The organism is Lysobacter sp. Root76 (assembly GCF_001428685.1).
Classification (GTDB): domain Bacteria; phylum Pseudomonadota; class Gammaproteobacteria; order Xanthomonadales; family Xanthomonadaceae; genus Lysobacter.
The window spans coordinates 318231-340390 of sequence record NZ_LMIK01000005.1 but is presented as its reverse complement, the minus strand read 5'-3'; the positions used below and the strand labels follow the sequence as shown (position 1 = coordinate 340390).

At 68.4% G+C, this 22160-nt stretch carries 21 protein-coding genes; 8 read left to right on the top strand and 13 right to left on the bottom strand.

Going from position 1 to position 22160, the window contains the following annotated elements; genetic code table 11:
* Nucleotides 1-50: 50 nt before the first annotated feature.
* The 7 genes from ASE10_RS08885 to ASE10_RS08855 all read right to left on the bottom strand — a co-directional run bounded on the left by ASE10_RS08885 (nt 51) and on the right by ASE10_RS08855 (nt 7621).
* Nucleotides 51-1400: a DUF58 domain-containing protein gene (locus ASE10_RS08885; RefSeq protein WP_055907568.1), complete on the bottom strand. Its 1350-nt coding sequence runs from the start codon at nt 1398-1400 to the stop codon at nt 51-53.
* A complete protein-coding gene (locus ASE10_RS08880) occupies nt 1397-2389 on the bottom strand; it encodes a MoxR family ATPase (RefSeq protein WP_055907564.1) in 993 nt (330 codons plus the stop codon). Before ASE10_RS08880 ends, ASE10_RS08885 begins: the two co-directional genes overlap by 4 nt.
* Nucleotides 2386-3534 carry a DUF4350 domain-containing protein gene (locus ASE10_RS08875; protein ID WP_055907561.1) on the bottom strand — a complete coding sequence of 383 codons (1149 nt, stop codon included), beginning with the start codon at nt 3532-3534 and terminating at the stop codon, nt 2386-2388. Before ASE10_RS08875 ends, ASE10_RS08880 begins: the two co-directional genes overlap by 4 nt.
* Entirely contained in the window at nt 3531-5234 is a 1704-nt protein-coding gene (locus ASE10_RS08870) for a hypothetical protein (RefSeq protein WP_055907557.1), read from the bottom strand. The genes ASE10_RS08875 and ASE10_RS08870 overlap by 4 nt, the downstream gene beginning before the upstream one ends.
* Nucleotides 5231-6268, bottom strand: coding sequence for a stage II sporulation protein M (locus tag ASE10_RS08865; RefSeq protein WP_055907554.1), 1038 nt, complete (start codon nt 6266-6268; stop codon nt 5231-5233). The genes ASE10_RS08870 and ASE10_RS08865 overlap by 4 nt, the downstream gene beginning before the upstream one ends.
* On the bottom strand, nt 6265-6945 hold the full coding sequence (locus ASE10_RS08860) for an RDD family protein (RefSeq protein ID WP_055907551.1): 681 nt from the start codon (nt 6943-6945) through the stop codon (nt 6265-6267). The genes ASE10_RS08865 and ASE10_RS08860 overlap by 4 nt, the downstream gene beginning before the upstream one ends.
* Nucleotides 6946-7075: 130 nt before the next feature.
* Nucleotides 7076-7621, bottom strand: a complete 546-nt coding sequence (locus tag ASE10_RS08855; protein WP_055907548.1) for a gamma carbonic anhydrase family protein — start codon at nt 7619-7621, stop codon at nt 7076-7078.
* Between the two features lie 313 nt (nt 7622-7934).
* On the opposite strand from ASE10_RS08855, the gene ASE10_RS08850 reads away from it, so the two are divergent.
* The 5 genes from ASE10_RS08850 to ASE10_RS08830 all read left to right on the top strand — a co-directional run bounded on the left by ASE10_RS08850 (nt 7935) and on the right by ASE10_RS08830 (nt 12486).
* On the top strand, nt 7935-9356 hold the full coding sequence (locus ASE10_RS08850; protein WP_055907544.1) for a coniferyl aldehyde dehydrogenase: 1422 nt from the start codon (nt 7935-7937) through the stop codon (nt 9354-9356).
* Between the two features lie 257 nt (nt 9357-9613).
* A complete protein-coding gene (locus ASE10_RS08845) occupies nt 9614-10024 on the top strand; it encodes a hypothetical protein (RefSeq protein ID WP_055907542.1) in 411 nt (136 codons plus the stop codon).
* Nucleotides 10025-10104: 80 nt separating this feature from the next.
* Nucleotides 10105-11127, top strand: a complete 1023-nt coding sequence (locus tag ASE10_RS08840) for a L,D-transpeptidase family protein (RefSeq protein ID WP_055907539.1) — start codon at nt 10105-10107, stop codon at nt 11125-11127.
* A 26-nt stretch (nt 11128-11153) separates the two neighbouring features.
* Nucleotides 11154-11834, top strand: a complete 681-nt coding sequence (locus ASE10_RS08835) for a murein L,D-transpeptidase catalytic domain family protein (protein ID WP_055907536.1) — start codon at nt 11154-11156, stop codon at nt 11832-11834.
* A 79-nt stretch (nt 11835-11913) separates the two neighbouring features.
* Entirely contained in the window at nt 11914-12486 is a 573-nt protein-coding gene (locus tag ASE10_RS08830) for a GNAT family N-acetyltransferase (protein ID WP_056304707.1), read from the top strand.
* 43 nt (nt 12487-12529) lie between these two features.
* On the opposite strand, the gene ASE10_RS08825 is transcribed toward ASE10_RS08830, so the two are convergent.
* From ASE10_RS08825 to ASE10_RS08800, 6 genes are all read right to left on the bottom strand, one after another.
* Entirely contained in the window at nt 12530-15775 is a 3246-nt protein-coding gene (locus ASE10_RS08825) for an efflux RND transporter permease subunit (protein WP_055907530.1), read from the bottom strand.
* Nucleotides 15768-16838 carry an efflux RND transporter periplasmic adaptor subunit gene (locus ASE10_RS08820; RefSeq protein WP_055907527.1) on the bottom strand — a complete coding sequence of 357 codons (1071 nt, stop codon included), beginning with the start codon at nt 16836-16838 and terminating at the stop codon, nt 15768-15770. The genes ASE10_RS08825 and ASE10_RS08820 overlap by 8 nt, the downstream gene beginning before the upstream one ends.
* A gap of 15 nt (nt 16839-16853) precedes the next feature.
* A complete protein-coding gene (locus ASE10_RS08815; RefSeq protein WP_055907524.1) occupies nt 16854-17057 on the bottom strand; it encodes a DUF2892 domain-containing protein in 204 nt (67 codons plus the stop codon).
* Nucleotides 17054-17629: a cytochrome b/b6 domain-containing protein gene (locus ASE10_RS08810; RefSeq protein ID WP_055907522.1), complete on the bottom strand. Its 576-nt coding sequence runs from the start codon at nt 17627-17629 to the stop codon at nt 17054-17056. Before ASE10_RS08810 ends, ASE10_RS08815 begins: the two co-directional genes overlap by 4 nt.
* Nucleotides 17626-18936: an FAD/NAD(P)-binding oxidoreductase gene (locus tag ASE10_RS08805; protein ID WP_055907518.1), complete on the bottom strand. Its 1311-nt coding sequence runs from the start codon at nt 18934-18936 to the stop codon at nt 17626-17628. Before ASE10_RS08805 ends, ASE10_RS08810 begins: the two co-directional genes overlap by 4 nt.
* Nucleotides 18937-19039: 103 nt before the next feature.
* Nucleotides 19040-19567, bottom strand: a complete 528-nt coding sequence (locus tag ASE10_RS08800; protein WP_157480814.1) for a hypothetical protein — start codon at nt 19565-19567, stop codon at nt 19040-19042.
* A 529-nt stretch (nt 19568-20096) separates the two neighbouring features.
* Between ASE10_RS08800 and ASE10_RS20995 the strand changes: the two genes are divergently transcribed.
* The 3 genes from ASE10_RS20995 to ASE10_RS08785 all read left to right on the top strand — a co-directional run bounded on the left by ASE10_RS20995 (nt 20097) and on the right by ASE10_RS08785 (nt 22141).
* On the top strand, nt 20097-20798 hold the full coding sequence (locus tag ASE10_RS20995; protein ID WP_235565880.1) for an MBL fold metallo-hydrolase: 702 nt from the start codon (nt 20097-20099) through the stop codon (nt 20796-20798).
* A gap of 78 nt (nt 20799-20876) precedes the next feature.
* Nucleotides 20877-21419 carry an MBL fold metallo-hydrolase RNA specificity domain-containing protein gene (locus tag ASE10_RS20990; protein WP_235565879.1) on the top strand — a complete coding sequence of 181 codons (543 nt, stop codon included), beginning with the start codon at nt 20877-20879 and terminating at the stop codon, nt 21417-21419.
* A gap of 71 nt (nt 21420-21490) precedes the next feature.
* Nucleotides 21491-22141, top strand: coding sequence for a BON domain-containing protein (locus tag ASE10_RS08785; protein WP_055907513.1), 651 nt, complete (start codon nt 21491-21493; stop codon nt 22139-22141).
* Nucleotides 22142-22160 lie beyond the last annotated feature (19 nt).

Below are 22160 nucleotides of genomic sequence, written 5' to 3'. Positions count from 1 at the left end.
CTCCCACAGAAAGCGGTGCGTTGCGCGTATCCGCGCTGCGCACGGCGGGGTTACAGCAAGCCGTCGCGCTTCACCGCCAGGTACTTTTCCACCAGCGACGCCGCCAGCTGATCGCAGGACACATCCAGCACCATCACACCGTGGTTGCGCAGGGCATCGTGGGCGGCGCTGCGCTGTTCCAGGTACTGCGCGGCGGCGCCGGCGCGGACTGCGTCGCGCAGCTCGTGGACCTCGCTCGCGAGGGCGGCGTCGACCGAGTCTTCGCGCAGCGAGGCGACGCAGACCAGATGGCGCTTGCGCAGCATCTGCACCGCAGCCAGCACGTCGTCCATGTCTTCGTCGCGCAGGTTGGTGACCAGCATCACCAGCGAACGCCTGCGCTGGCGCAGCGACAGTTCGGTGGCGGCGGCGAGGAAGTCGGTGGCGACCGGTTGCGGCTGCAGGGCGTAGCTGGCGCGCAGCAGGCTGTCGATGGTGCCGACGCCGCGCTTGGGCGGCACCCAGGCCGAGGCGCCGCCGCTGGCGAGCAAGCCGACCGCGTCGCCCTGGCGCAACGCCAGGTAGGCCACCACCAGCGCCGCATCCAGCACGCGGTCGAAATGCGAGAGTTCGCCGTCGCGCGCGAGTAGGCGGCGACCGGTGTCCAGCATCAGCACCAGCTGTTGATTGCGTTCGTCCTGATACTCGCGCGAGATCAGGCGGCGCGCGCGCGCGGTCGCCTTCCAATCGATCTGGCGCAGGCTGTCGCCGACGCGGTACTCGCGCATCTGGTGGAAGTCGGTGCCTTCGCCGCGACGGCGCTTGAGGTGCGCGCCGACCAGGCGCGAGGCCTGTTCGGCGCTGAACATCGCGAACTTGGCCAGCGGCGCGAAATTCGGGAACACGCGCACCGGCTGGACCGCGCCGGCCAGGCGCGACTGCCACCACAGCCGCCACGGCGAATGCAGCCGCAGCTGCACGCCGTCGAAAGCGAAATCGCCGCGCACGTTGGCGCGCAGGCGGTAGTCGATGCTGCTGCTCTCGCCGCGACGCAGGGTCAGGCGGCGCGGCAGGCCGGCCATGCTCCAGCCGCCCGGGTGCAGGTCGAACACGTCCAGCGCTTGCCGGCGCGCCGCCGCTTCCAGGGTCAGGGTGACCTCGCGCTCCAGACCGATCGGCCAGGTGTCGGGCATGCGCCGCTGCACCTGCGGAGTCGCGCGCAAGCCGACCCGCCAGGCGTCGAACAAGGCGATCAGCGCCAGTGCAGCGCCGGCGACCCACCATGCGCGCAGCGACGCCCAGCCGATGGCGACCGCCAGCCCGAACGCGCCCCACAGCACCAGCAACGCGAGCAGCGCCGGCGCCGGGCGCGGCAAATTGCGCGCGCGGGCGGCTTTGGCCGGGGCGACGACCGCACTCATTGACGCGGCGCTTCGACCTTGGCCAGCAGCGCATGCAGCACATCGTCGGGCGACTGGCCTTCGATCTGCATTTCCGGAGCCAGGGCGATGCGATGGCGCAGCGCCGGCTTGGCGATCTCGCGCACGTCGTCGGGGGTGACGAAGTCGCGGCCCGACAGCACCGCCTGGGCGCGCGCGGCGCGCACCAGCGCCAGGCTGCCGCGCGGACCGGCGCCGAGCGCGATGCCGGCCCATTCGCGGGTCGCCGCGGCGATGCGCACGGCGTAGTCGATCACGGCGTCGTCGACGGTGATCAGCGCGGTGCCGTGCTGCATGGCCACGATCTCCTCCGGGCCGAGCACACGCTGCACCTGCGACAGGTCGAAGTCCGAGGCGCTGCGGCCCTGACTGACCGCGGTGACCATGCGCTTCTCGTCGGCGCGACTGGGGTAGCCGATCAGCACCTTGAGCAGGAACCGGTCCAGCTGCGCTTCCGGCAGCGGGTAGGTGCCTTCCTGCTCGACCGGGTTCTGGGTGGCCAGGGTCAGGAACGGCGGCGCCAGTTCGAAGCTGTGGCCTTCGATGGTGACCTGCAGTTCCTGCATCGCCTCCAGCAGCGCCGACTGGGTCTTGGCCGGAGCGCGGTTGATCTCGTCGGCCAGCAGCAGGTTGGTGAACACCGGGCCGCGGCGGATGTTGAAGCTCTCGGTCTTGGGGTCGTAGACCGCATGGCCGCTGATGTCGCTGGGCATCAGATCGGGGGTGAACTGGACGCGCGCGTAGCCGCAGTCCAGGGCCTTGGACAGGGCCCGCACCAGCAGAGTCTTGCCCAGCCCGGGCACGCCCTCGATCAAGGCATGGCCGCCGGCGAGCAGGGCGATCAGGATCTGATCCAGCGCCTCGGCCTGGCCGATGAAGGCCTTGCCGACCTCGTCGCGCACGGCGGCGGCGCGCTGCGCCAGTTCGGGGCCGGTGATCGGAGCGGGCAGGTGCGCGTTCGCGGTGGTCATAGCGAGTTTCTCAGTCGGATCAATGTGGCGATGCGGGATCGGAACGCGGCGTGATCGCGCGCGACCGGCGTGGCCAGCGCTTCGCGGATGTCCGCGGGCGCGAGCTTGAAACGTTCGGCCAGCAAGGCCGCCTGCGGCTCGCCGTCGAGCGCGGCGGCCTGCGGGTCGCGGCGGCGCAGGCGGATCAGGAAGGCGTTGCGCACGGCCGCGTGCAGCAGATGGCCGTAGCCGTAGCGATAGGTGTGTTCGCCGCTGGCGACGATGTGCTCGAGCAGCGAGCGGCGTTCGCTGGCCGGCGCCGGCAGCAGCGGACCGAAGCGCTCGGCGCGCCGCCACAGCCACAGCAGCAGCGCCAGCAGCAGCGGACCCCAGGCCATCCAGCTGCGGGTCAGCAGGGTCATCCATAGCGACGGCATGTCGGCGGCGTAGATCAGGTGCACGGTGCCGGCGCGGTAGTTCGGCGCCAGAAGCTGGCGCAGCAGGGCGATGTGCGGCACGTCCTTGATCGACTCGGTGCGCGCTTCGCCGGCGGCGTTGACCGCGAAGTCGAGATCGGCGATCACGTCGACGCTGCCCTTGCCCTGCGGCAGGCGCGCGAACACGTAGCCGGTGTCCTCCCCGCCCCAGGCGCGCAGCGGGGTCACGGCGCGTTCCATCAGCAGGAAGCGCCGACCCTGGCAGAACTCGACGTGCGAGTCCTGGCGCTCGACGTACATCGCCACGCAGTCGGTGTCGCGCTGCGGGAAGAACTTCACTCCCAGATCGGTCAGCAGCGGAATCCGCATCGCCGCGCTGAGTTCGCCCGGCGGCGGCGTGCGCACGATCAGGTGACCGCCGCCGTGGACCCAGGCGATCAGGGCCTGCGCGTCCTGCGGCGACAACTGGCGCGGATCGCGCAGCAGCAGCACGGTGTCGCGCGCGCCCAGCGGATGGCGGTCGGGCTGCAGGCGCTGGCGCGAGAGCGCCTTCACCCCGTCCTTCTGCAGCGCCAGCTTGAGCACGTACAGCGGGTTGCTGGCGGCCTCGCCGCTGCGCGGCAGGTCGATCCATTCCTCGACCCGCTCGCGGGTGCGCCACCACCAGAAGCCCAGCCCCGCCAGCAGCAGGACCACCAGCGCGGTCGCCAATGCGGTGCGCAGGTTCATGCGGCCCACCCGAAGCGTTGCGTGAGCGAACGCAGCAGGGCGTCGAACTCGTCGGCACCGGGCAGGCGCTGGGCGTAGGCGGCGTACTGCCAGGTGCGCACGGCGCTGGCGAAGACTTCGCGGTCTTCGCTCAGCGGCATCCTGCGCGAGGCGCGCAGGCATTCGGCCTCGGTCGCGCCGGGTACCAGCACGACCTGGGCGCGCGCGACCATGGCCTCGACGCTGGCGCGGTACAGCAACGCCAGCGCATCGCGCTGACGGCCGGACTGCCACAGGCGGCGCACGGCGGTGGGGATGTCGTCGGGCAGCGGCTCGGATTCGGTCACGGCGTTCTGACGGACTTGTTCGGGTTCGCGCTCCTCCGCGCGCACGCTGTCGCGCAGCCAACGCAGCCAGCGCGGCGAGGTCAGCACGATCAACAGCGCCAGCGCGCCGATCAGCACCCACAGGCCGTACTTGCCGATCGCGGCGATGATCGCGCCCAGGCCCGCCAGCGCGGCGGTCTCGCCCGATGCGTCCTTGGGCTTGGCCGGATTGCGCGGCTTCCAGGTCGTGACCTTGCGCTTGGGGGCGACGGTCGGATCCTTGTAGGCCTGCTCGACGGCCTTGCGCAGGCCGGCGTCGTCGGCGCGGGCCTCGCCGAAGACTTCGTCCAGGGTCGGCGGCGCCTTCGCTTCGCGGGCGGCGACGGCTTTCTGCAAGGCCGCTTCGTCGTCGCCCTCGGCTTCGACGTCGGCCGGGCCGACCGGTTCGCGCAGCGGCGCGCCGATGCGCGGCGGTGCGTCCTCGTCCTCGACGAATGCCTCTTCCGATGCCCCGTCTGCCGGCACGCTCGCCGCGGCCGCCGGTTCCGACATAGGTGCCGGCGGCGCGATGTCCTGCGCCGATGCTTCCGGCAGCAGGCCCATGCCCAGACACAAGGCCAGCAGCAGCGGTGCGCTCGCCGCGCTCAGGCGCGCGCGCAGGCGCCGGAACACGATTTCGATATCCCAGGCCTCGATTTCGGTGCGGCGGTTGAGATACAGGCCGAAGCCGGCGCCGACGTAGAACGGTTCGATCACGCAGACCGACACCCAGGCCAACACGTTGGTGGCCAGCTGCACCCAGCTCGCCTCCGCCAGCAGCGCCTGCCAGGCGCCCTGAGCGGTGTCGGCCAGGTATTCGGACGGAATGAAGATCGCTGCGCCGGCCGCGATGCCCAGGTTCAGCGCGAACTCGAAATTCACGCAGACCAGGGTCAGCAGCGCGGCCACGCCGTACACCGGCGCGCCCAACGCGCTGCGGCGTTGGCGCGCTTCGGCGCCGCGCCCGCCTTCGAGCAGGTCCACCGGCAGGTACAGCGAACGCGCCGGGCTGAGCCGGCGCCAGGTCAGATAGGGCAGCCACCAGCGTGCGCCCCAGCGCAGCTGCGCGCGCAGGGTCTGGCGCGTGCTGGGCACGTCGCCGAACACCGCGCGCGACAGCACGTACAGCGGCACCCGGTCGAACAGCGGCTTGAGCCACCACATCAACACTGCGGCCAGCCACAGCTTGTCCAGCGCCCAGGCCGCGGCGTTGACCGCGACGAACAGCGGCAGAGTCAGCAGCAGATACGGCGCCCAGATCGCGGCGGCATGGCGGCGCACCAGGGCGGTGCCCAGCTCGACCGCTTCCCAGGCCGTGCGCGGACGCAGCGCGACAGTGAGCGATTCGATCCTCATGGCTCGATCCGATCTTCGAGCGCGACGTTCTGATTGCGCCCGCCGAACCACAGCCAGGTGCCGACCAGCAGCCACAGGACCGCGCCGACGCCGTACTTGACCGCGGCCGGGATGGTCGCGATCGACGACCAGAACGCTTCGACGAACGCCGCGAACACCAGCATCGCCAGCACACCGACGCAGATCATCGCGCCGCGTTTGCCGCCTTCTATCAAGGCATCCATGCGCCGACGCCGCCCCGGCGCGACCAGGTTCAAACCCAGGCGCAGCCCGGCGCCGCCGGAAATCCAGATCGCGGTGAGCTCCGGCGCCGAGTGTCCGGCGACGAAACGCCAGAACGGATCGCCGTGGCCGACCGCCTGCAGGTGGCCGGCGACGCCGCCGATGATCAGGCCGTTGCTGATCAGCACCACGATCGAGCCCAGGCCGAACAGCAGTCCGCTGGCGAAGGTGCGGAAGCCGATGCTGACGTTGTTGAGGATGTAGTAGCCGAACATCGCCATGTCGGTCTCGGCGCCGCGGCCGAGGGTCTGCAGCGGGCTGTTCGGGTCGTACATGTGCTCGAACTCGACCAGCTGTTGCGGCGCGAACAGCGCGCTGGCCAGTTCGGGCTGGATCTGGATCGCGACGAAGATCGCGATCAATGGCAGCCAGAACAGCGCCGCGGCGGCGGTCATGCAGCCGCGTTCGGCGCGCACCAGGCGCGGGAAGCCGGCGAACAGGAACTCCAGCGCACGCCGCCAGCGCGGACGCGGCGCGCGGTACAGCAGGCCGTGGCCGCGTTGCATCAGCTCCTGCAGGCGGTCGGTGACCGCCGCGCTGTAGCCGCGCCGGCGCGCCAGGGCGAGTTGCTGGCACAGGCGGCGGTAACGCGCCGGGATCTCGTAGTCGGGCACGCCCTGCCAGCTGCGGCGCTCGGCGCGCGCACGCTTGGCGCTGCCGCCGCGCGCGTCCAGCCAGGTTTCCAGCTCGTTCCATTCGGCCTGGTGGCGCTCGACGAAGCGCTCTTGCTTGACTGCGGCGCCCTGGATCATCGACGCCCCAGCAGCCAGTTGGCGATGCCGTACACCCGCGCGACCGCGGTTTCACCGCGCGCACCGGTCAAGGGCTGGACCAGGTCGGCCAGCTCGATCTGGCGCGCCGCGGCCAGGCGCGGCGCGCGTTCGGCGAAGGCAACCATCGCGGCCTGCTCGTAGGGCAGCAGCGGCACCGCCGGCGCGGTCGCGGTATCGATCGGCGCGGCCGCGGATTCGTGGCGACGCGCCTCGTGCACGACCAGGGTGCCGGCGACCATGTCGCCCAGGCGCCGACCGTAGGGGTCGGAGTAGCTCGCGATCAGGCCGAAGGCGTAGCCGAACGGCAGCATGTCGACCACCCGCAGCAGGTTGCGCACGAACGACTGCATCCAGCCCACCGGCGCGCCGTTGCCGGCGACCACGCGCAGGCCCAGCGCGCGCTTGCCGGGCGTGCGGCCGTCCCACATCGCTTCGAACGCGACCGCGTAGAACCACAGCAGCAGGAACATCAGCACCAGGAAGAAGCCCATGCCGCCCTGGCCCAGCAGGCCGAGCACCAGCGAGCCGACGAACATCAGCGTCAGGCGGATGCAGAAATCGATCAGCCAGGCCAGCGCGCGCGGCACCGGACCGGCCGCGGGCAGGCGCAGGGCGACGCCTTCGGGCGTCACCACTTCGCGGTAGGTATCCAGCATCACGGCGGCGCGGCGCCCGCGGGCGGCATCGGCCGCATCCGGTATCGCGCGGCCTGTGTTCGGTGCAACTCGTCCATGCGTTTTCCGGTTTTCCCCCTGCCGCGACTGTAAACGCGGCCCACCGCCCTGCCTAGCCTGCGCTCAGCATGCCCAGGTAACGGTCCTTCAAGCGTACGTAGTGCTGCGCGCTGTATTGCAGCTGTTCGATCTCGCGCTCGCTCAGCTTGCGCACGAAGCGCGCCGGGTTGCCGAGCCACAGCTCGGCCTCGCCGACCGTCTTGCCGGGCGCTATCACCGCGCCTGCGCCGACGAAGCCGTAACGCTGCACGGTGGCGCCGTCGAGGATCTTGGCGCCCATGCCGATCAGGCTGAACTCCTCCAGCCGGCAGGCGTGCACGATCGCGCCGTGGCCGATGGTGACGTCGTTGCCGATCACCGTCGGCAGGCCGCCCGGGCGCGTGAACGGACCCTCGTGGGTGACGTGGACGATGGTGCCGTCCTGGATGTTGGTGCGCGCGCCGATGTGGATGCTGTTGACGTCGCCGCGGACCACGCAGCCGGGCCAGATCGAGACGTCGTCGCCGAGGACGACGCGGCCGATGACGGTGGCGGCGGGGTCGACATAGACCCGTTCGCCGAGTTCGGGGTGATGCTCTAGGTAAGGACGCAGGCTCATGCACCGATTGTAAGCCGCGAGGCATGGCCTCACGCGCACGGCTGGGCGCAGGCACGGCGGCATTCGGCGCTTGGCGTTCGATGCGGTGCTTGCCCGACGCCATGATCGGCACAACGGCCGATCTGGAGTGAGGCGCCGCCAGCCGGCCGTCGCAGCGGAGGTTCGCAGCCCGCGCCGAGGGCACCGCCCGCCTCACCGACGCCCTCGCCCGGCCGGTCCGCCCTCAGGACGGCCGCATCGCCCCCCATGGCTGGCCTCTGCCGCCCCGTCGCGGTCGCTCCCTAGCGAGCCCGGCGCGACTACACTGCGGCGTATGGATATCACCGCCGACACCACCCCCAGCGAACTCGACGCCACCCGCGAACGCCTGCGCGCGGCCTGGCGCGCGCGCAAGCCCGACTACGCCCAGCGCCGCGCCGACCTGCTGCGCCTGCGCGACGCATTCCGGGCCCGGGTGCCGGCGATGGACGCGGCGATCCAGGCCGACTTCGGCCACCGCTCCAGCCACGAGAACCTGCTGTCCGAGGCCATGATCACCCTGGCCGAGATCGACCACGCACTGGGCCACCTGCGCCGCTGGATGCGGCCGCGCCGCGCCGCGGTGGGCTGGCGCTTCTGGCCCGCGCGCGCCGAGATCCGGCCCGAGCCGGTCGGCGTGGTCGGCATCCTGTCGCCGTGGAACTACCCGGTGAATCTGGCCCTGGTGCCGCTGGTGTCGGCGATCGCGGCCGGCAACCACGTCTACCTCAAGCCCTCCGAGCACACCCCGCGCACCAGCGCCTTCCTGCGCGAACTGCTGGCCGAGGCGTTCCCGGCCGACCGGGTCGCCGTGGCGATGGGCGGGGCGGACGTCGGCGCCGCGTTCTCGGCGCTGCCGTTCGACCACCTGCTGTTCACCGGCTCGACCGCGGTCGGACGCAAGGTCATGGCCGCGGCCGCGCCCAACCTGACCCCGGTCACCCTGGAGCTGGGCGGCAAGGCGCCGGCCGTGGTCTGCGACGATTTCCCGATCGGACTGGCGGCCGCGCGCATCGCCAGCGGCAAGTGGTTCAACGCCGGACAGACCTGCATCGGCGTGGACTACGTGCTGGTCGACGCCGCCCGTCGCGACGCCCTGGTCGCGGCGCTGCAGGCCGAACTGCGCGCGCGCTACGGTCAGCTCGACGCGCCGCAGGATTACACCCGCATCATCAACGACAGCCAGTACGCGCGCCTGCGCGGCTACCTCGACGACGCGCGCTCGCGCGGCCTGCAGGTGATCGAACCGTTCACGCTCGATCCCGACACCGCCGCGCGCGAACGGATCTTCCCGCCGACCCTGGTGATCGAGCCCGGCGCCGACGCCCAGGTGATGCAGCACGAGATCTTCGGCCCGATCCTGCCGGTGCTGTCCTACCGCAATCTGGACGAGGCGATCGCGCGCATCAACGCCCTCGACCGGCCGCTGGCGCTGTATCCGTTCGGCTACGACCGCGCCCAGGTCGAGCGCATCCTGAGCCAGACCCTGGCCGGCGGCGTCACCGTCAACGACACCCTGCTGCACTTCGGCGCCCACGACCTGCCCTTCGGCGGCGTCGGCCCCAGCGGCATCGGCGCGATCCACGGCCGCAACGGCTTCGACACCTTCAGCAAACTGCTGCCGGTGTTCCGCCAGCGCCGCATGGCCGCCAGCGACTGGCTGAAGCCGCCGTACCGGGGAAAGATCGACAAGCTGATCCGCTTCCTGAGCAAGTGAGGCCGCGCCGGCGCGCGAGCCCGGTACAGGCCAAACCACGGCGGACGTGGTTACGCTCGCGCCCATGAAAATCGTCGGATGAAGTAAGAAACGACGTCTCAAGCAATCCATTTCCATCTCGGGAGTGCGCGCCGAACACGCGAAGTCCCGCAAGCTGGTGGAGCAGGGCATTCATCCTGTCCAGGGACGCAAGCAGCGCCGTGAGGTGCTGGCGATCGAATACCTGAACCGCGATAAGGGTGAGTTCGGCGCCATCCATGCGCAGTGGGGCGACGCGACTTCGGTCGACCTCAAGGGAGGAACGGCCAGGCAGCGCCGGCGCGAGATCAAGAACGATCTTTTGCCGAGCCTCAAGACCCGGGGCGATCGCGAGCATCACGCGCCTCGAACCGACGGCCATCCGGAAGGATGTCGAGAAGCGCGCGCAGGAAATTGCCCGGAACCTCCGCAACTATCTTTGGGGCATCTTCGAGTACGCCATCGATTCGGGTTTGCTCGAAATCGATCCCGTGCCGCCCTTGCGCATCCTGAAGAAGCGCAAGCAGAAGGACCATGCCGCGTTGTCGTCCCCGCAGATCGGCGAGTTCCTGGGTGCGGTTGCGTTTGGCGTCAGCGAGCTCGGCACGTGCATCACCATGCGGCTTCTGTACATGACGGCTACACCTTGAGCGGCGCACGCATTGGGCGCCCGTTCCCTCGCTGAAGGCTTGATCTGGATCAACGCGGCGATGCCACCGCGACATCGGACTTGACGCAAGTCAAGTCGGGCCCGGAGGCGCGCCGCGAGACTGCGGACATGACTCACCAGTCCATCGCCGCGATCGGATCGTCCTGGCTGGCCTTGTTGGCCATTCCCACCTGTCTCTTCTTCTCGAATCCATCGCCGGCGTTGGCGTCGGAACCCGACCAAACGCCGCTGTACGAATGGCAGCCGCAACTGGCTCCTGAAGGCCCGGTCACCATCGTTGTCCGCATCCCGCAACAGACCGCCTACGTCTACCGCAATGGTGTGCGCATCGGCCGCTCGCACGTCAGCACAGGACGGCCGGGCTACCAGACTCCGGCCGGTGTATTCGCCATTTTGGAAAAGCAGCGCGAGCACTACTCCAATCTCTACGATGATGCGCCCATGCCTTACATGCAGCGGCTGACCTGGAACGGGTTCGCCCTGCACGCAGGCTCCTTGCCCGGCTATCCGGCGTCGCACGGCTGCATTCGGCTGCCTTATTCCTTCGCGGAAAAACTCTTCGCCATTACATCCAAAGGCACGACCGTCATCGTCAGCGATACAACTGCGCCTGCGGCCGCGGCCATCGGAGACCCGTTCCGAATGGCGCCCGTCGTTGGCGACCGGGCAGCGGAGTGGCACCCCGAAAGATCGGCCGTCGGCCCGGTAGCGGTCATCCTGAGTTTGAGCGACCGGGAGCTCGTCGTCTTACGCAATAGCCTGGAAATCGGCCGCGCGCCGGTGGCCGTCTTCGCGAACGCATGGCGCGGGACGCACGCCTATGTCCGCCTGCCGGGCGATTCGATCTTGCCCAGCTCGATCGTTCCTGATCGCCCGGCGCTAAAATGGCTGGAGATCCCGCTGACGCCGGATGCCGCCTCCGCCAACCTGAATGTGCTGGCCGAAAGTCTCCAGGTGGATACCGGATTCGCCGCGCAGGCCTACGACGTACTAGCGCCGGGCAGCACGCTGATCGTCACCGATGAGCCCATTTCGGCGGGGCCGGACACAACATTAATCCTCGCCGGGACTCCGATGCCCTGAACCGGCACGATCCGCTATGCTGAGGCATGGTCAGACCCCTCGCAATCGCCCTACTGGCGGTACTAGCGGCTGCATCCGCGCCGGCGGTGGCCGAGGAGGGGCTCCTCCGGCGACTGCAGGCGGCAGCCCCGGAAATCGATCCGCATGTCCTCTCCCTGGCGCTGGAAGCGCGCGACTGCGCGATGAGCCATGGCGTTGCGACGGCCGGCGAGCGATTGGCCGTCATTGATTATTCGCGTCCCTCCACCGAGCGGCGGCTCTGGGTCTTCGACGTGCCGCAGGCCCATCTGCTCTACCGGGAATACGTTGCTCACGGCCAGGGCAGTGGTGAAAACCTGGCCAACCGATTCTCGAACGCCAGCGGTAGCCACCAGTCGAGCCTGGGGTTGTTCCGCACCGCGGATACCTACCAGGGCGGCAACGGCTATTCGCTGCGCATGGATGGCCTGGAAGCCGGCATCAACGACCAGGCGCTTGCGCGCGCGATCGTCATGCACGGCGCTCGCTACGTCGATCCGGCGCTGGCCGAAAAACAGGGCCGTCTGGGTCGCAGCTATGGTTGCCCCGCGTTGCGCACGGCCGTGGCCCGGGAAGTCATCGACACCCTCAAACAGGGCCAGCTGCTGTTCGCCTACTATCCCGACGGGGACTGGCTGCGGCATTCCCGTTTCCTCGGCTGCGTCACCGCGAGGGTCGCCGGCGGCTGACACCTGCGTTGATCTAGGTCAAGTCCGGCGCGGCGTTTCCCACCGATGCTGGCTGCGTCCGAAGCACCGGAGCAGCGCCATGACCGATACCTATTCGCCCTCAGCCTACGTCGGACCCGACTACCCGCGCTGGAGCCAGACCCTGTCCGACGGCACCTGGGTGCTGATCCGACCGATCGGCCGCCAGGACGCGAAAGCCGAGCGCGAGTTCATCCAGGGGTTGTCGGCGCAATCCAAGCGCATGCGTTTCCTGGGCCAGATATCCGACCCGAGCGACGATTTCATCGAACGCCTGACCGACATCGACTACGTCAATGACGTCGCCCTGGCCGCCCTGGCCCAGGTCGGGGGCAAGGAAAAGGTCGTGGGCGTCAGCCGTTATGCGGCCGACGCAACCCGCGAGCGTTGCGAATCGGCGATCGTGGTGGCGGACGATTGGCAGGGCAAGAGCCTAGGCACCGCGCTCATGCACAAGCTGATCAAGATCGCCCAGGAACGCGGCTTGCGCCTGATGGAGTCTACCGACTTCGCCGAGAACACCGAGATGCGCGAGCTGGCCGCCGACCTGGGCTTCCATTGCCGCCCAGATCCGAACGACGCTCGCCAGGTCATCTATTCGCTGCCGCTGAACGATTACAAGACAGGCGCCTAGTGCCGCCCTCAGTCGCGACCGAATATCCGGCGACGGCGATCTACTAGCGGCGCGGCGGCGTGCGATGGGCTCCGACGAGAGTTCCGTAATACAGCAGCGGAATCACGATCAGGGTGAGAACGGTGCTGGCCAGGATGCCGAAGATCAGCGACACCGCCAGCCCGTTGAAGATCGGATCGTCGAGAATGAAGGAGGCCCCGAGCATCGCCGCCACGCCGGTCAGCGCGATCGGCTTGGCGCGCACAGCGCAAGCCTCGATTACGGCTTCCGCGGGCAGGCGGCCCTCCGCGATGGCCTGATTGACGAAGTCCACCAGCAGGATGGAATTGCGCACGATGATGCCAGCGAGCGCGATCATGCCGATCATCGACGTCGCGGTGAACTGCGCGCCAAGCAGCGCATGCCCTGGCATCACGCCGATCACCGTCAGCGGTATCGGCGCCATGATCACCAGCGGCACCCGATAGCTGCGAAACTGCGCGACCACCAGCAAATAGATCAACACCATGCCCGCGGCGTAGGCGATGCCCATATCGCGGAAGGTCTCGTAGGTGATCTGCCATTCGCCGTCCCACTTCACCGCAAAACGGCTGGTGTCCTCGGGTTGGGCGATGAAGCCCTGCCGCAGCCGCTGTCCACTGACATTCTCACGGCGCAACTGTCCGACTAGGTCGAACATGCCGTACAACGGGCTGTCCAACTCGCCGGCTTCGTCGCCGGTCACGTACACCACCGGCAACAGATCCTTGTGGTAGATCGCGCCGTCCCAGCGTGCGCTCCTCACCGCGACCAGTTCCGATAGCGGGATCAGCTGCCCCAGCCCGCCCCGCACCTTCATCGCGAGCAGGCGGTCGAGCGTGGCCTGGTCGGCCGTTGGCAAGCGCATGCGGACCGGACGCGCGTATTTGGATCGGCCATCGTACAGCCAAGTCGCATCCAGTCCGCCCACTGCAGCAGCGACCGCGTCCGCAATCGACGACTGCGGCACGCCCAATCGCGCTGCGCGGACGCGATCGATCGCGAGCGTCTCGCGTGGGGCATCGCTCTCCACGCTGGTGTCGACATCGACGACGCCTTCGGTGGCCAAGAAGCGTTTTTCCAGTGCCTTGGCCAGAACGCGCGCGCGGCCATAGTCGGGTCCGTACAGCTCGGCCACTATCGGCGCCAGCACGGGGGGGCCCGGCGGCACTTCGACCACTTTCACCGAGGCGCCGTGACGCTGCCCGATCTCGGTAAGCACGCGTCGCAGCGTGAGGGCGATCCCGTGACTTTGGCGGTCGCGCTGGTGCTTGTCCACCAGGTTTACCTGCAGGTCGCCGACGTTGCTTCCGCTGCGCAAATAGTACTGCCGCACCAGGCCGTTGAAGTTCATCGGCGCGGATGTGCCGGCATAGCCCTGGTAATCGAGCACTTCGGGCACCGCATCGACGGCCGCCGCAAGCTCGGCGAGCAGGGCGTCGGTGTCCTCCAGCGTGCGGCCCTCCGGCAAATCGACGACCACCTGCAACTCGGATTTGTTGTCGAACGGCAGCATCTTCAGCACGACCCATTGCAGCGCCGCCAGCGACACCGCGGCGAGCACCAGTCCGGCCATCGAGGCGTACAGCCAGCGCCGGCGGCGCGTGCCGCGAGCGGGATCGAGGAACGGGCGCATGATCCGGTCGAAAAGGCGATGCAAGCGTGCGGATCCGTGCGCGTCGGGATCCGAATCGCTGCCGGAGCGCTCTGCTGGGGACTTTGCCGCATGCCGCCCGAGCAGCTTCAGCGACAGCCACGGCGTCACAATCAACGCGATCGCCAGCGACAGCAGCATGCCCGCCGAAGCGTTGATCGGAATCGGCCGCATGTAGGGCCCCATCAGGCCCGAGACGAACGCCATCGGCATCAGCGCGGCGATCACCGTGAAGGTGGCGAGGATCGTCGGGCCGCCGACCTCATCCACAGCCGGCGGTATCGCCTCGCGCAGCGTCGTCCCGCCGCGCGCCATGTGCCGATGGATATTTTCCACCACCACGATGGCATCGTCGACCAGGATGCCGATCGAGAAGATCAGCGCGAACAGCGACACGCGATTGAGCGTGAAGCCCATCGCCCACGACGCGAACAAGGTCACCGCCAGCGTCAGCACGACCGCGCTGCCGACGACGACGGCTTCGCGCCAGCCGAGCGCGAACAGCACCAGCAGCACTACCGAACCGGTCGCGAACACCAGCTTCTGAATCAGCTTCTGCGCTTTGTCGGTGGCGGTGCGGCCGTAATCGCGGGTCACAGCGACCTGCACGCCCTCGGGAATCAGTTCGCCCCGCAGCTGCCGCACGCGGCGAGCGACGGCCTGGGTGATGTCGGCGGCGTTGCTGCCGGGCTTTTTCGCTATCGCGATGGTCACCGCCGGCGCGATGCCCTGCGCCGGCCCCTGCCGACCGGGAGGCGCGCCATGCCAAACGTAGCGCGTCGCCACGTCGCCGCCGGCGCGCACCTCGGCCACGTCGGACAGGCGCAGCGGACGGCCATCGCGCAGACCGATCACCAGGTCGGCGACGTCTCGCTCGTCGGCAAGGAATTCGCCGATCGTCAGCGGCGTCGCACCGGCCGCACCCACGCGCTCGCCGGCGTGCCGCACGACATTGGCGGCCTGCAGGGACCGACTGAGGTCGGAAACCGTCAATCCGTAGGCGGACAGCTTTGCCGGATCCAGCCGCACCACTACCACCCGATCCGGGCCGCCGATGGTGTATACATCGCGCGTTCCCGGTATGCGCTTGAGTTCGGTCTCCAGCGAGTGGGCGACTTCGGCCAATTCGGCGGCGCCGCGCTGCGGATCGTCGGTCCACAGGGTGAGGCTCATCACCGGGACATCGTCGATGCCCTTGGGCTTGATCAACGGCGTGCCGACGCCGAGTCCGGCCGGCAACCAGTCCATGTTCGAGTACACCTGGTTGTACAGGCGCACGATCGCCGGCTGGCGTTCGACGCCGACCACGTATTCGACCGTCAGCACCGCCTGGCCGGGACGGCTGATCGAGTAGACGTGCTTGATGCCCTCGATCTCGGCCAGCTTCTGTTCCAGCGGCGTGGCGATCATCTGCTCGACGTCGCGCGCGCTCGCGCCGGGCAACGGCACGAACACATTGGCCATGGTCACGTCGATCTGCGGCTCTTCTTCGCGAGGCGTGACCAGCACCGCGACCAGGCCGAGCATCAGGCCGAGCAAGGCGAGCACCGGCGTCAACGGATTGGCCTGAAACGCGGCCGCGAGCCAGCCCGAAAGGCCGAGACGAGGCTCAGTCACGGACGATCGCCTCGCGCTGCTCGGCGAGCGCCTGCATCGCAGCGACCGGATCGAGGGCGATGCGCTCGCCCGGCTTCAAGCCGGCCAGTATTTCGACTCCGTCGCCGATCCGCTGGCCGATGCGTACCTGGCGTAGGACCACGCGCCCTTCCACGACGACGTAGACGCCGCTGACCTCGCCGCGCTGAACGACGGCGGAAGCCGGAATCCGCGGCGCTTGCGTGCCGGCGGCGATCGGGAACACCACCTTCGCGGTAGTGCCCGGCTGCGGTGCGTTCTTCATGTCCGGCAACATCACGCGCACGCCCACGCTGTGCGTGGCGGCGTCCGCGGCGGGAAACACGGTCAGCCCGGCGGCATCGATGCGCCGCCCGTCGGACAGCACGATCCAGGCGTGGGCAGCGGCGCGGATCGCTTCCGCCTCGGACTGCGGGATCTGCACCTCGATGCGCAGCGCGCCGGGCGCGTACATCGACATCAGCGGCTGGCCCAGCGCTATCGCCTCGCCCGGCTCGACTCGTCGCGCGGCGACGATGCCCGCGAATGGCGCCCGCACCACGGTGTATGCCGTCTGCTGGCCGGCCCGGACGAGATCGGCCCGTGCGGCATCACGGGCGGCGACCGCGCTGTCGCGCGCCGCGCGCGCCAGGTCGACTTGCGCGCGCGAGACGTATTGCTGCGCGGCCAACGATACGAAGCGGCGATGAGTGTTTTCCGTCTCGATCGCGGCGGCCTCGGCGGCGCGCAGTTGCGCGCGCGCGGCGTTCGCACCGGCCTGCTGCTCGAAGGCGGTGATGCGCAGGAGCACATCGTCGCGCGCGACGCGATCGTCGACATCGACGTAGACCGCGACGACGCGGCCCGCGGTCTGCGCGGACAGATCGGCATGCCGCACCGCTTCCACCACGCCGTCCCAGATGCGCCCATCGATGCAGCTACCGGCGCCTACGATCTGCGTACGCAGCGTCGGCGCCCGGGTACGCGTGCCTGCGGCGGGCTCGGCGCCGCAGGCGGACACCACCAGCGCGGCGGACAGAAGGAGGGCGAGGATGCGCGGCGTCATCGTCCATCCACCGGTTCAGCGGAACGCGCAGCCGCTGCGGACGCCGAGCTTGCGGAACAGCATCGCCGCCGGGCAGAAGCCGGTGAAGCTGGCCTGCAGCAGGTTGAGCCCGACGAAGGCGGTGAGCAGCCACCACCATGGCGACACGAGCTGGGTCAGCGCGACGCTGACCAGGATGACGACGCCTGCGAACGCCATTACGGCACGGTCGATGTTCATGCGATTCTCCATCGAAGGGTGGGGAAGGAATGCGTACTCATGCGCGAGGCCGGTGCGGCCACATGCGGCGCAGCGCGTCGTCGCGGACGAGGGTAGTGACGGACTAGCGCGGCTGCGGTATGCAGCCCGATCAGCCAACGGCCGCGCACCGCCATGGCTACGTGCGGTTCTTCCGCAGTCTCGCCCAAGGATTCGTCCACGCCGGGCGGTGGCGGAACCGCCCAACCCAAGCCGGGCAACCGTGCCGTTTTTCCTTCGCGGCTGAACGCCATCCACCCGAGCAGCGACATGGCGATCACGAACAGATACAGCGCCAAGCGGGTCAGCCTCGCGAGCAGGCGTTGCCGTGCGGGCGGTTGCGAATGGATCGGCGGCACGGGGCCGTCCGTGCGCACCGCGGTGCGCACGGCCACCAACGCCAGCACGCACAAGCCCAGCGCGTAAAGCCGGGCTTCCACGGCCTCCTCGCCAGCGGAGAACGCGTCATCGAACTCCATCGCCGCGTAGACCGCGACCAACAGCATGGCCATCGTCCAGTGCCAGCGTGCCGCTTTCGGCTTCGTCGCGCTCATAGCCGCTTCTCCTGGCGTCGGTTGCTCTCGCTCTGCGGCTTCAGGCGATCTATGCCCAGCGCGGCCAGCACGCGTTTCTCGATGACGGGCTCGGAAGTGCCGTGCCGCATCTTGAACAGGAAGTATTTTTCGAACGCGACCTTCGCCAGGTGCACCCAGCGTCCTTCCTTGGTCCAGGTCACGTTGCGCGGCGGAATCTGCGGTAGCGCGACGAAGGCGATGCCGGAATCGCCAGTATCGGCCAGGCATACTGCGTTCCACGTGCCTTCGAACGTCGCCGGCTCGCCATGTAGTTCCGCGGCGATGTTGCGCACGGCGGTGGTGACCATCGATTCGATCATGAAACCGGTCTTCGGCGCGCCGGTCGCCACCGGCGTGGCTTCGATAGGCGCGATCGCGACGCACACGCCGGCGGCGAAGATGGCCGGATACCGCGGGCTGCGCTGTTGCTTGTCGACCAGCACGAAGCCCCGCGGGTTGCACAATCCCTCCACCGCCGCGACCGCATCGACGCCCTTGAACGCCGGCAACAGCATCGCGTAACTGAACGGCAGCACGCGTTCACGCTTGGTCTGGCCGTCTTCGCCGCACTCGACGATGACCGCTTCGCCGGCGCGCATTTCCTGCACCTTCGCATTGGTGATCCAGCGGATGTGCCGCCGGCGCAGCTCGGACTCGAGCATGCTTTTCGAGTCGCCGACCCCACCCAGGCCCAGATGCCCGATATAGGGCTCGCTGGTGACGAAGTGCATCGGCACGCGGTCGCGCAGTTTGCGCCTTCGCAGGTCGGCGTCCAGGATCAAGGCGAATTCGTAGGCGGGGCCGAAGCAGCTCGCGCCCTGCGCTGCGCCGATCAGGATCGGCCCCGGGTCGTCGAGGAAGGCTTGATAGGCTTGCCAGGCGAGCGCGGCGTGAGGCGTGGTGCAGATCGACTGCGTGTGGCCGCCGTCGGGCCCGGCTCCGGGTACTTCGTCGAAGGCGAGTTTCGGCCCGGTGCAGATGATCAGGTAATCGTAGTCGTGCTGGGCGCCGTCGGCGGTGTGCACGCGCTTGCGTTCCGCATCGATGCGCACTGCGGCATGTGGGACGAACGCGATGTCCTTGCGCGCCAGCGGTTCCGCGGCCGCGAGCGTGAAGTCCTCAGCGGTCCGCCATCCGACGGCGAGCCATGGATTGGACGGCGTAAAACTGAACCGCTCGCCGGCGCCGATCACGCTGATGCGGTGCGCGGCACCGAGCGTATCGCGCAGCTCGTACGCGGCGCTCATACCGGCCAAGCCGGCGCCTAAGACCAGGATGTGAGACATCGTGCCGCTCCGGTAGGGGAAGCGCTTTCGATGCTAGAAGCGCCAACCTCAGCCGCTCTTGATCCCGATCAATAGAACGACGGATCAGCCGGTACGCCTGGTGTCACGGCGCATTGGGCTTGTCGACTTCGGTTTCGTCCTCCTCCGGCTGGGCGTCTTCCGGCTTCGGGCGCTGCGTGCTCAACGTCGCCGCCAGGTCGCGATAAGCCCGCACGAATCCCGCGCGCGCGCCTTCCCAGGCCTGCGCACTGCTTTGCTGCATTTCGTGGTAGCGCCTCTCCAGCACCGCCCGCCGTTCGCGGGCTTCGGCCAGCGCCCGCTCGCGATTGGCTTGAACGTCCTCGCCGATGCGCTTGGCTTCGGCAGACCAGTCGGCCTGGAGCTGCCGCAGGCGACGATCCATGGCGTCCATGGCCTGCTGCGCCCTTTGCACCGCAGCGGCCCGGCGCGCCACCGTGTAGGCGTTGATGGCGCGTGCCGCCTCTTCGACTTCCCGACGCATTTCCGCCCGCTGATCGACCTCAGTGGATTCCGAAGCTTTTTTCTCTTCCCGGGGAGGCGGTTGTTGTGCCGCTACGGTAGCGCCTACCGTCAGCAACAACGCCAGCGCGAGATTTCGAAGCTTAAGCATGTGCGTGGCTCCTCTTCCCGAACATGGGGCGATTGCACGCTAGCCCGGCCAAGACCGGATGGAATTGATCCCGATCAACTAAGGGGTTGCGCGCTGCGCAAGCGCCCGCGGCCGTAGCCGAAGCGCGATCGGCCGGGATCCGGGTGATCCTGATGACCGGCGATCATGTCGAGACGGGGCGTTCTATCGCCCGGGCCGCAGGCATCGACGACACGCCGATAGTCGCGTTTGGGGCTGAGCTCGAGCAGTTGGATGCGGCAGGCGTGGCCGAGCTACTGCGGCGAACTCGCTGGCGATAGCGATTGCCCTCCCCTGGCGCTTACTCCTGGCCAGCCGTGGGTGTCGCACGAGCGGAGCGCCCCCGGCTAAACACGTTCGAATTGATGTCGGTCAACGCGCCCCGACCGCGCGAGCCGCTGAATGGCGGTTCTCGAGCCAAGGATCACCGATATGGTTTCGCCTGCTGCCGATCCGAGTCGCTTCACCCTGTCGTTCCTCGGCGCCAACGCCACGGTGACCGGTTCCCGACATGCTGGAGGCCGGGAACGCGCGCTTGCTGGTGGATTGCGGCTTGTTCCAAGGATCCAAAACCTTGCGTTTTCGGAACGGGGCGCTGCTTCCGGTTGATCCCGGATCGATCGACGCCGTCGTGCTGACCCACGCCCACCTCGATCATTCCGGTTGCCTGCCGCGCCTGGTGCGTGACGGCTTTCCCGGCCCTATCTGGTGTACCGAGGCGACTCGGGCGCTCTGCGGCATCCTGTTGCCGGATTCGGCCAGGCTTCTGGAGGAAGAAGCCGGGTACGCCAACAAGATCGGTTCGTCGCGGCACCACCCGGCCGAGCCGCTCTACACGGAAAGGGACGCGCACGCCTGTCTTGATCGCTTCCGCACCGTGCCGTTCGAACAGCACTTCACCGCCATTCCCGGCATCCAGGGATTTCTCAAGAACCAGGGCCACATCTTGGGCGCGGCGGCCGTCACTCTCGATCACGGCGGTATTCGCATCACCTTCAGTGGCGACATCGGCCGGCCCAACGATCCGATCATGCCGGCGCCGGCACCGCCGGCCGAAAGCGATTGGATCGTTTGCGAATCTACCTATGGCGATCGGCGCCACCCTCCGGGAACACTCAAGAACGAATTGAAAAACGCACTCGCGCGTGTGCTGGAAAGAAGCGGGTCGCCATCGCCCCGGCCTTCGCAGTGGGCCGCGCGCAACTGCTGCTGAACACGGTCGCCCAGCTGCAGCAGGAGCGTTCCATCGCCGATGGGGCCCGTTTATCTCAATAGTCCGATGGCGACGGACATGACCGAGCTTTACCAGCGTTATGCCAGCCAGAACCGTCTGGACAACGACGCACTGGAACACATGCGGCGAATGACCCGATTGGTCAATTCCGCCGAAGAGCCCAAGGCCCTCAACCGCAGGAAGAGGCCGATGAGCATCGTCTCCGCGGCGGGGATGCTGACGGGAGGCAGGGCACGCTATCACCTGATCGCGTTCGCGCCCGCCCCGCGCAACGCGATCTTGTTGAGCGGCTACCGAGCCGGCGGCACGCGCGGCGCGGTGCTGGCATCGGGCGCCAAATCGGTGCGCATCTATGGTCAGGACGTCTCGGTGAACGCCGAAGTGGTGTCGCTGGGCACCGCATCGGCCCATGCCGATTCGGACGAAATCCTGGCCTGGCTCGACGCGGCGCCCCGCCAGCCGCGAGCGGTGTTCCTGGTGCACGGGGAACCCGAGGCTTCGGATACGCTGCGCAAGCGGATCGAGCGGGAACTGCATTGGCAAGCCCGTGTCCCGGAATACAGGGACGCGGTCGACTTGCGCTACAAGCTTCCGGCTTGATCCAAATCAAGGCGCTGTCCCGCATTCAATGCCGGAATGCAGGCTCCCCCATCGCTTCGGAGGTGCCTGCAATGAACGACAAAGAATTGCGCCAATTCGTTCTGGACGAGTTGGAATACGAACCGAGCATCGATTCGGCCAACATCGGCGTGACCGCCGAACACGGCGTGATCACGCTGAGCGGGCATGTCGCCGATTACGCGCAGAAGGTGGCAGCCGAACGCGCCGCATGGCGTGTGAAGGGCGTCAAGGCCATCGCGCAGGAAATCGAAGTGCGCCTGTCGTTCGACAAAAAGCAGAACGACGACGAGATCGCGCAACGGATCCTGAACATCCTCGCCTGGAACACGGTCGTTCCCAAGGACGCCTTCAAGGTCAAAGTCTCTGAAGGCTGGGTTACCTTGACCGGCCAAGTCCACTGGCATTACCAGCGGGAAGCGGCCGCGGCGGAAGTGCGCAAGCTCACCGGCGTGAAGGGCGTCATCAACGACGTCAAACTCGCGCCCGCCGCCCAGATCGGCGACGTCAAACGGCGCATCCAGGATGCGCTGAAGCGCTATGCGGAGATCGAGGCCAAGGGTATCCGAGTCGAGATCAAGGATGGCAGCACCGTCCGCATCGAGGGACAGGTGGACAACTGGGACGAAAGGCAGGCGGTCGAGCGTGCGGCGTGGTCCGCGCCCGGCGTGCGCATCGTCGAGGACCATCTGACCATCGGCTGACCGCTTCTTTTCCCGGTGG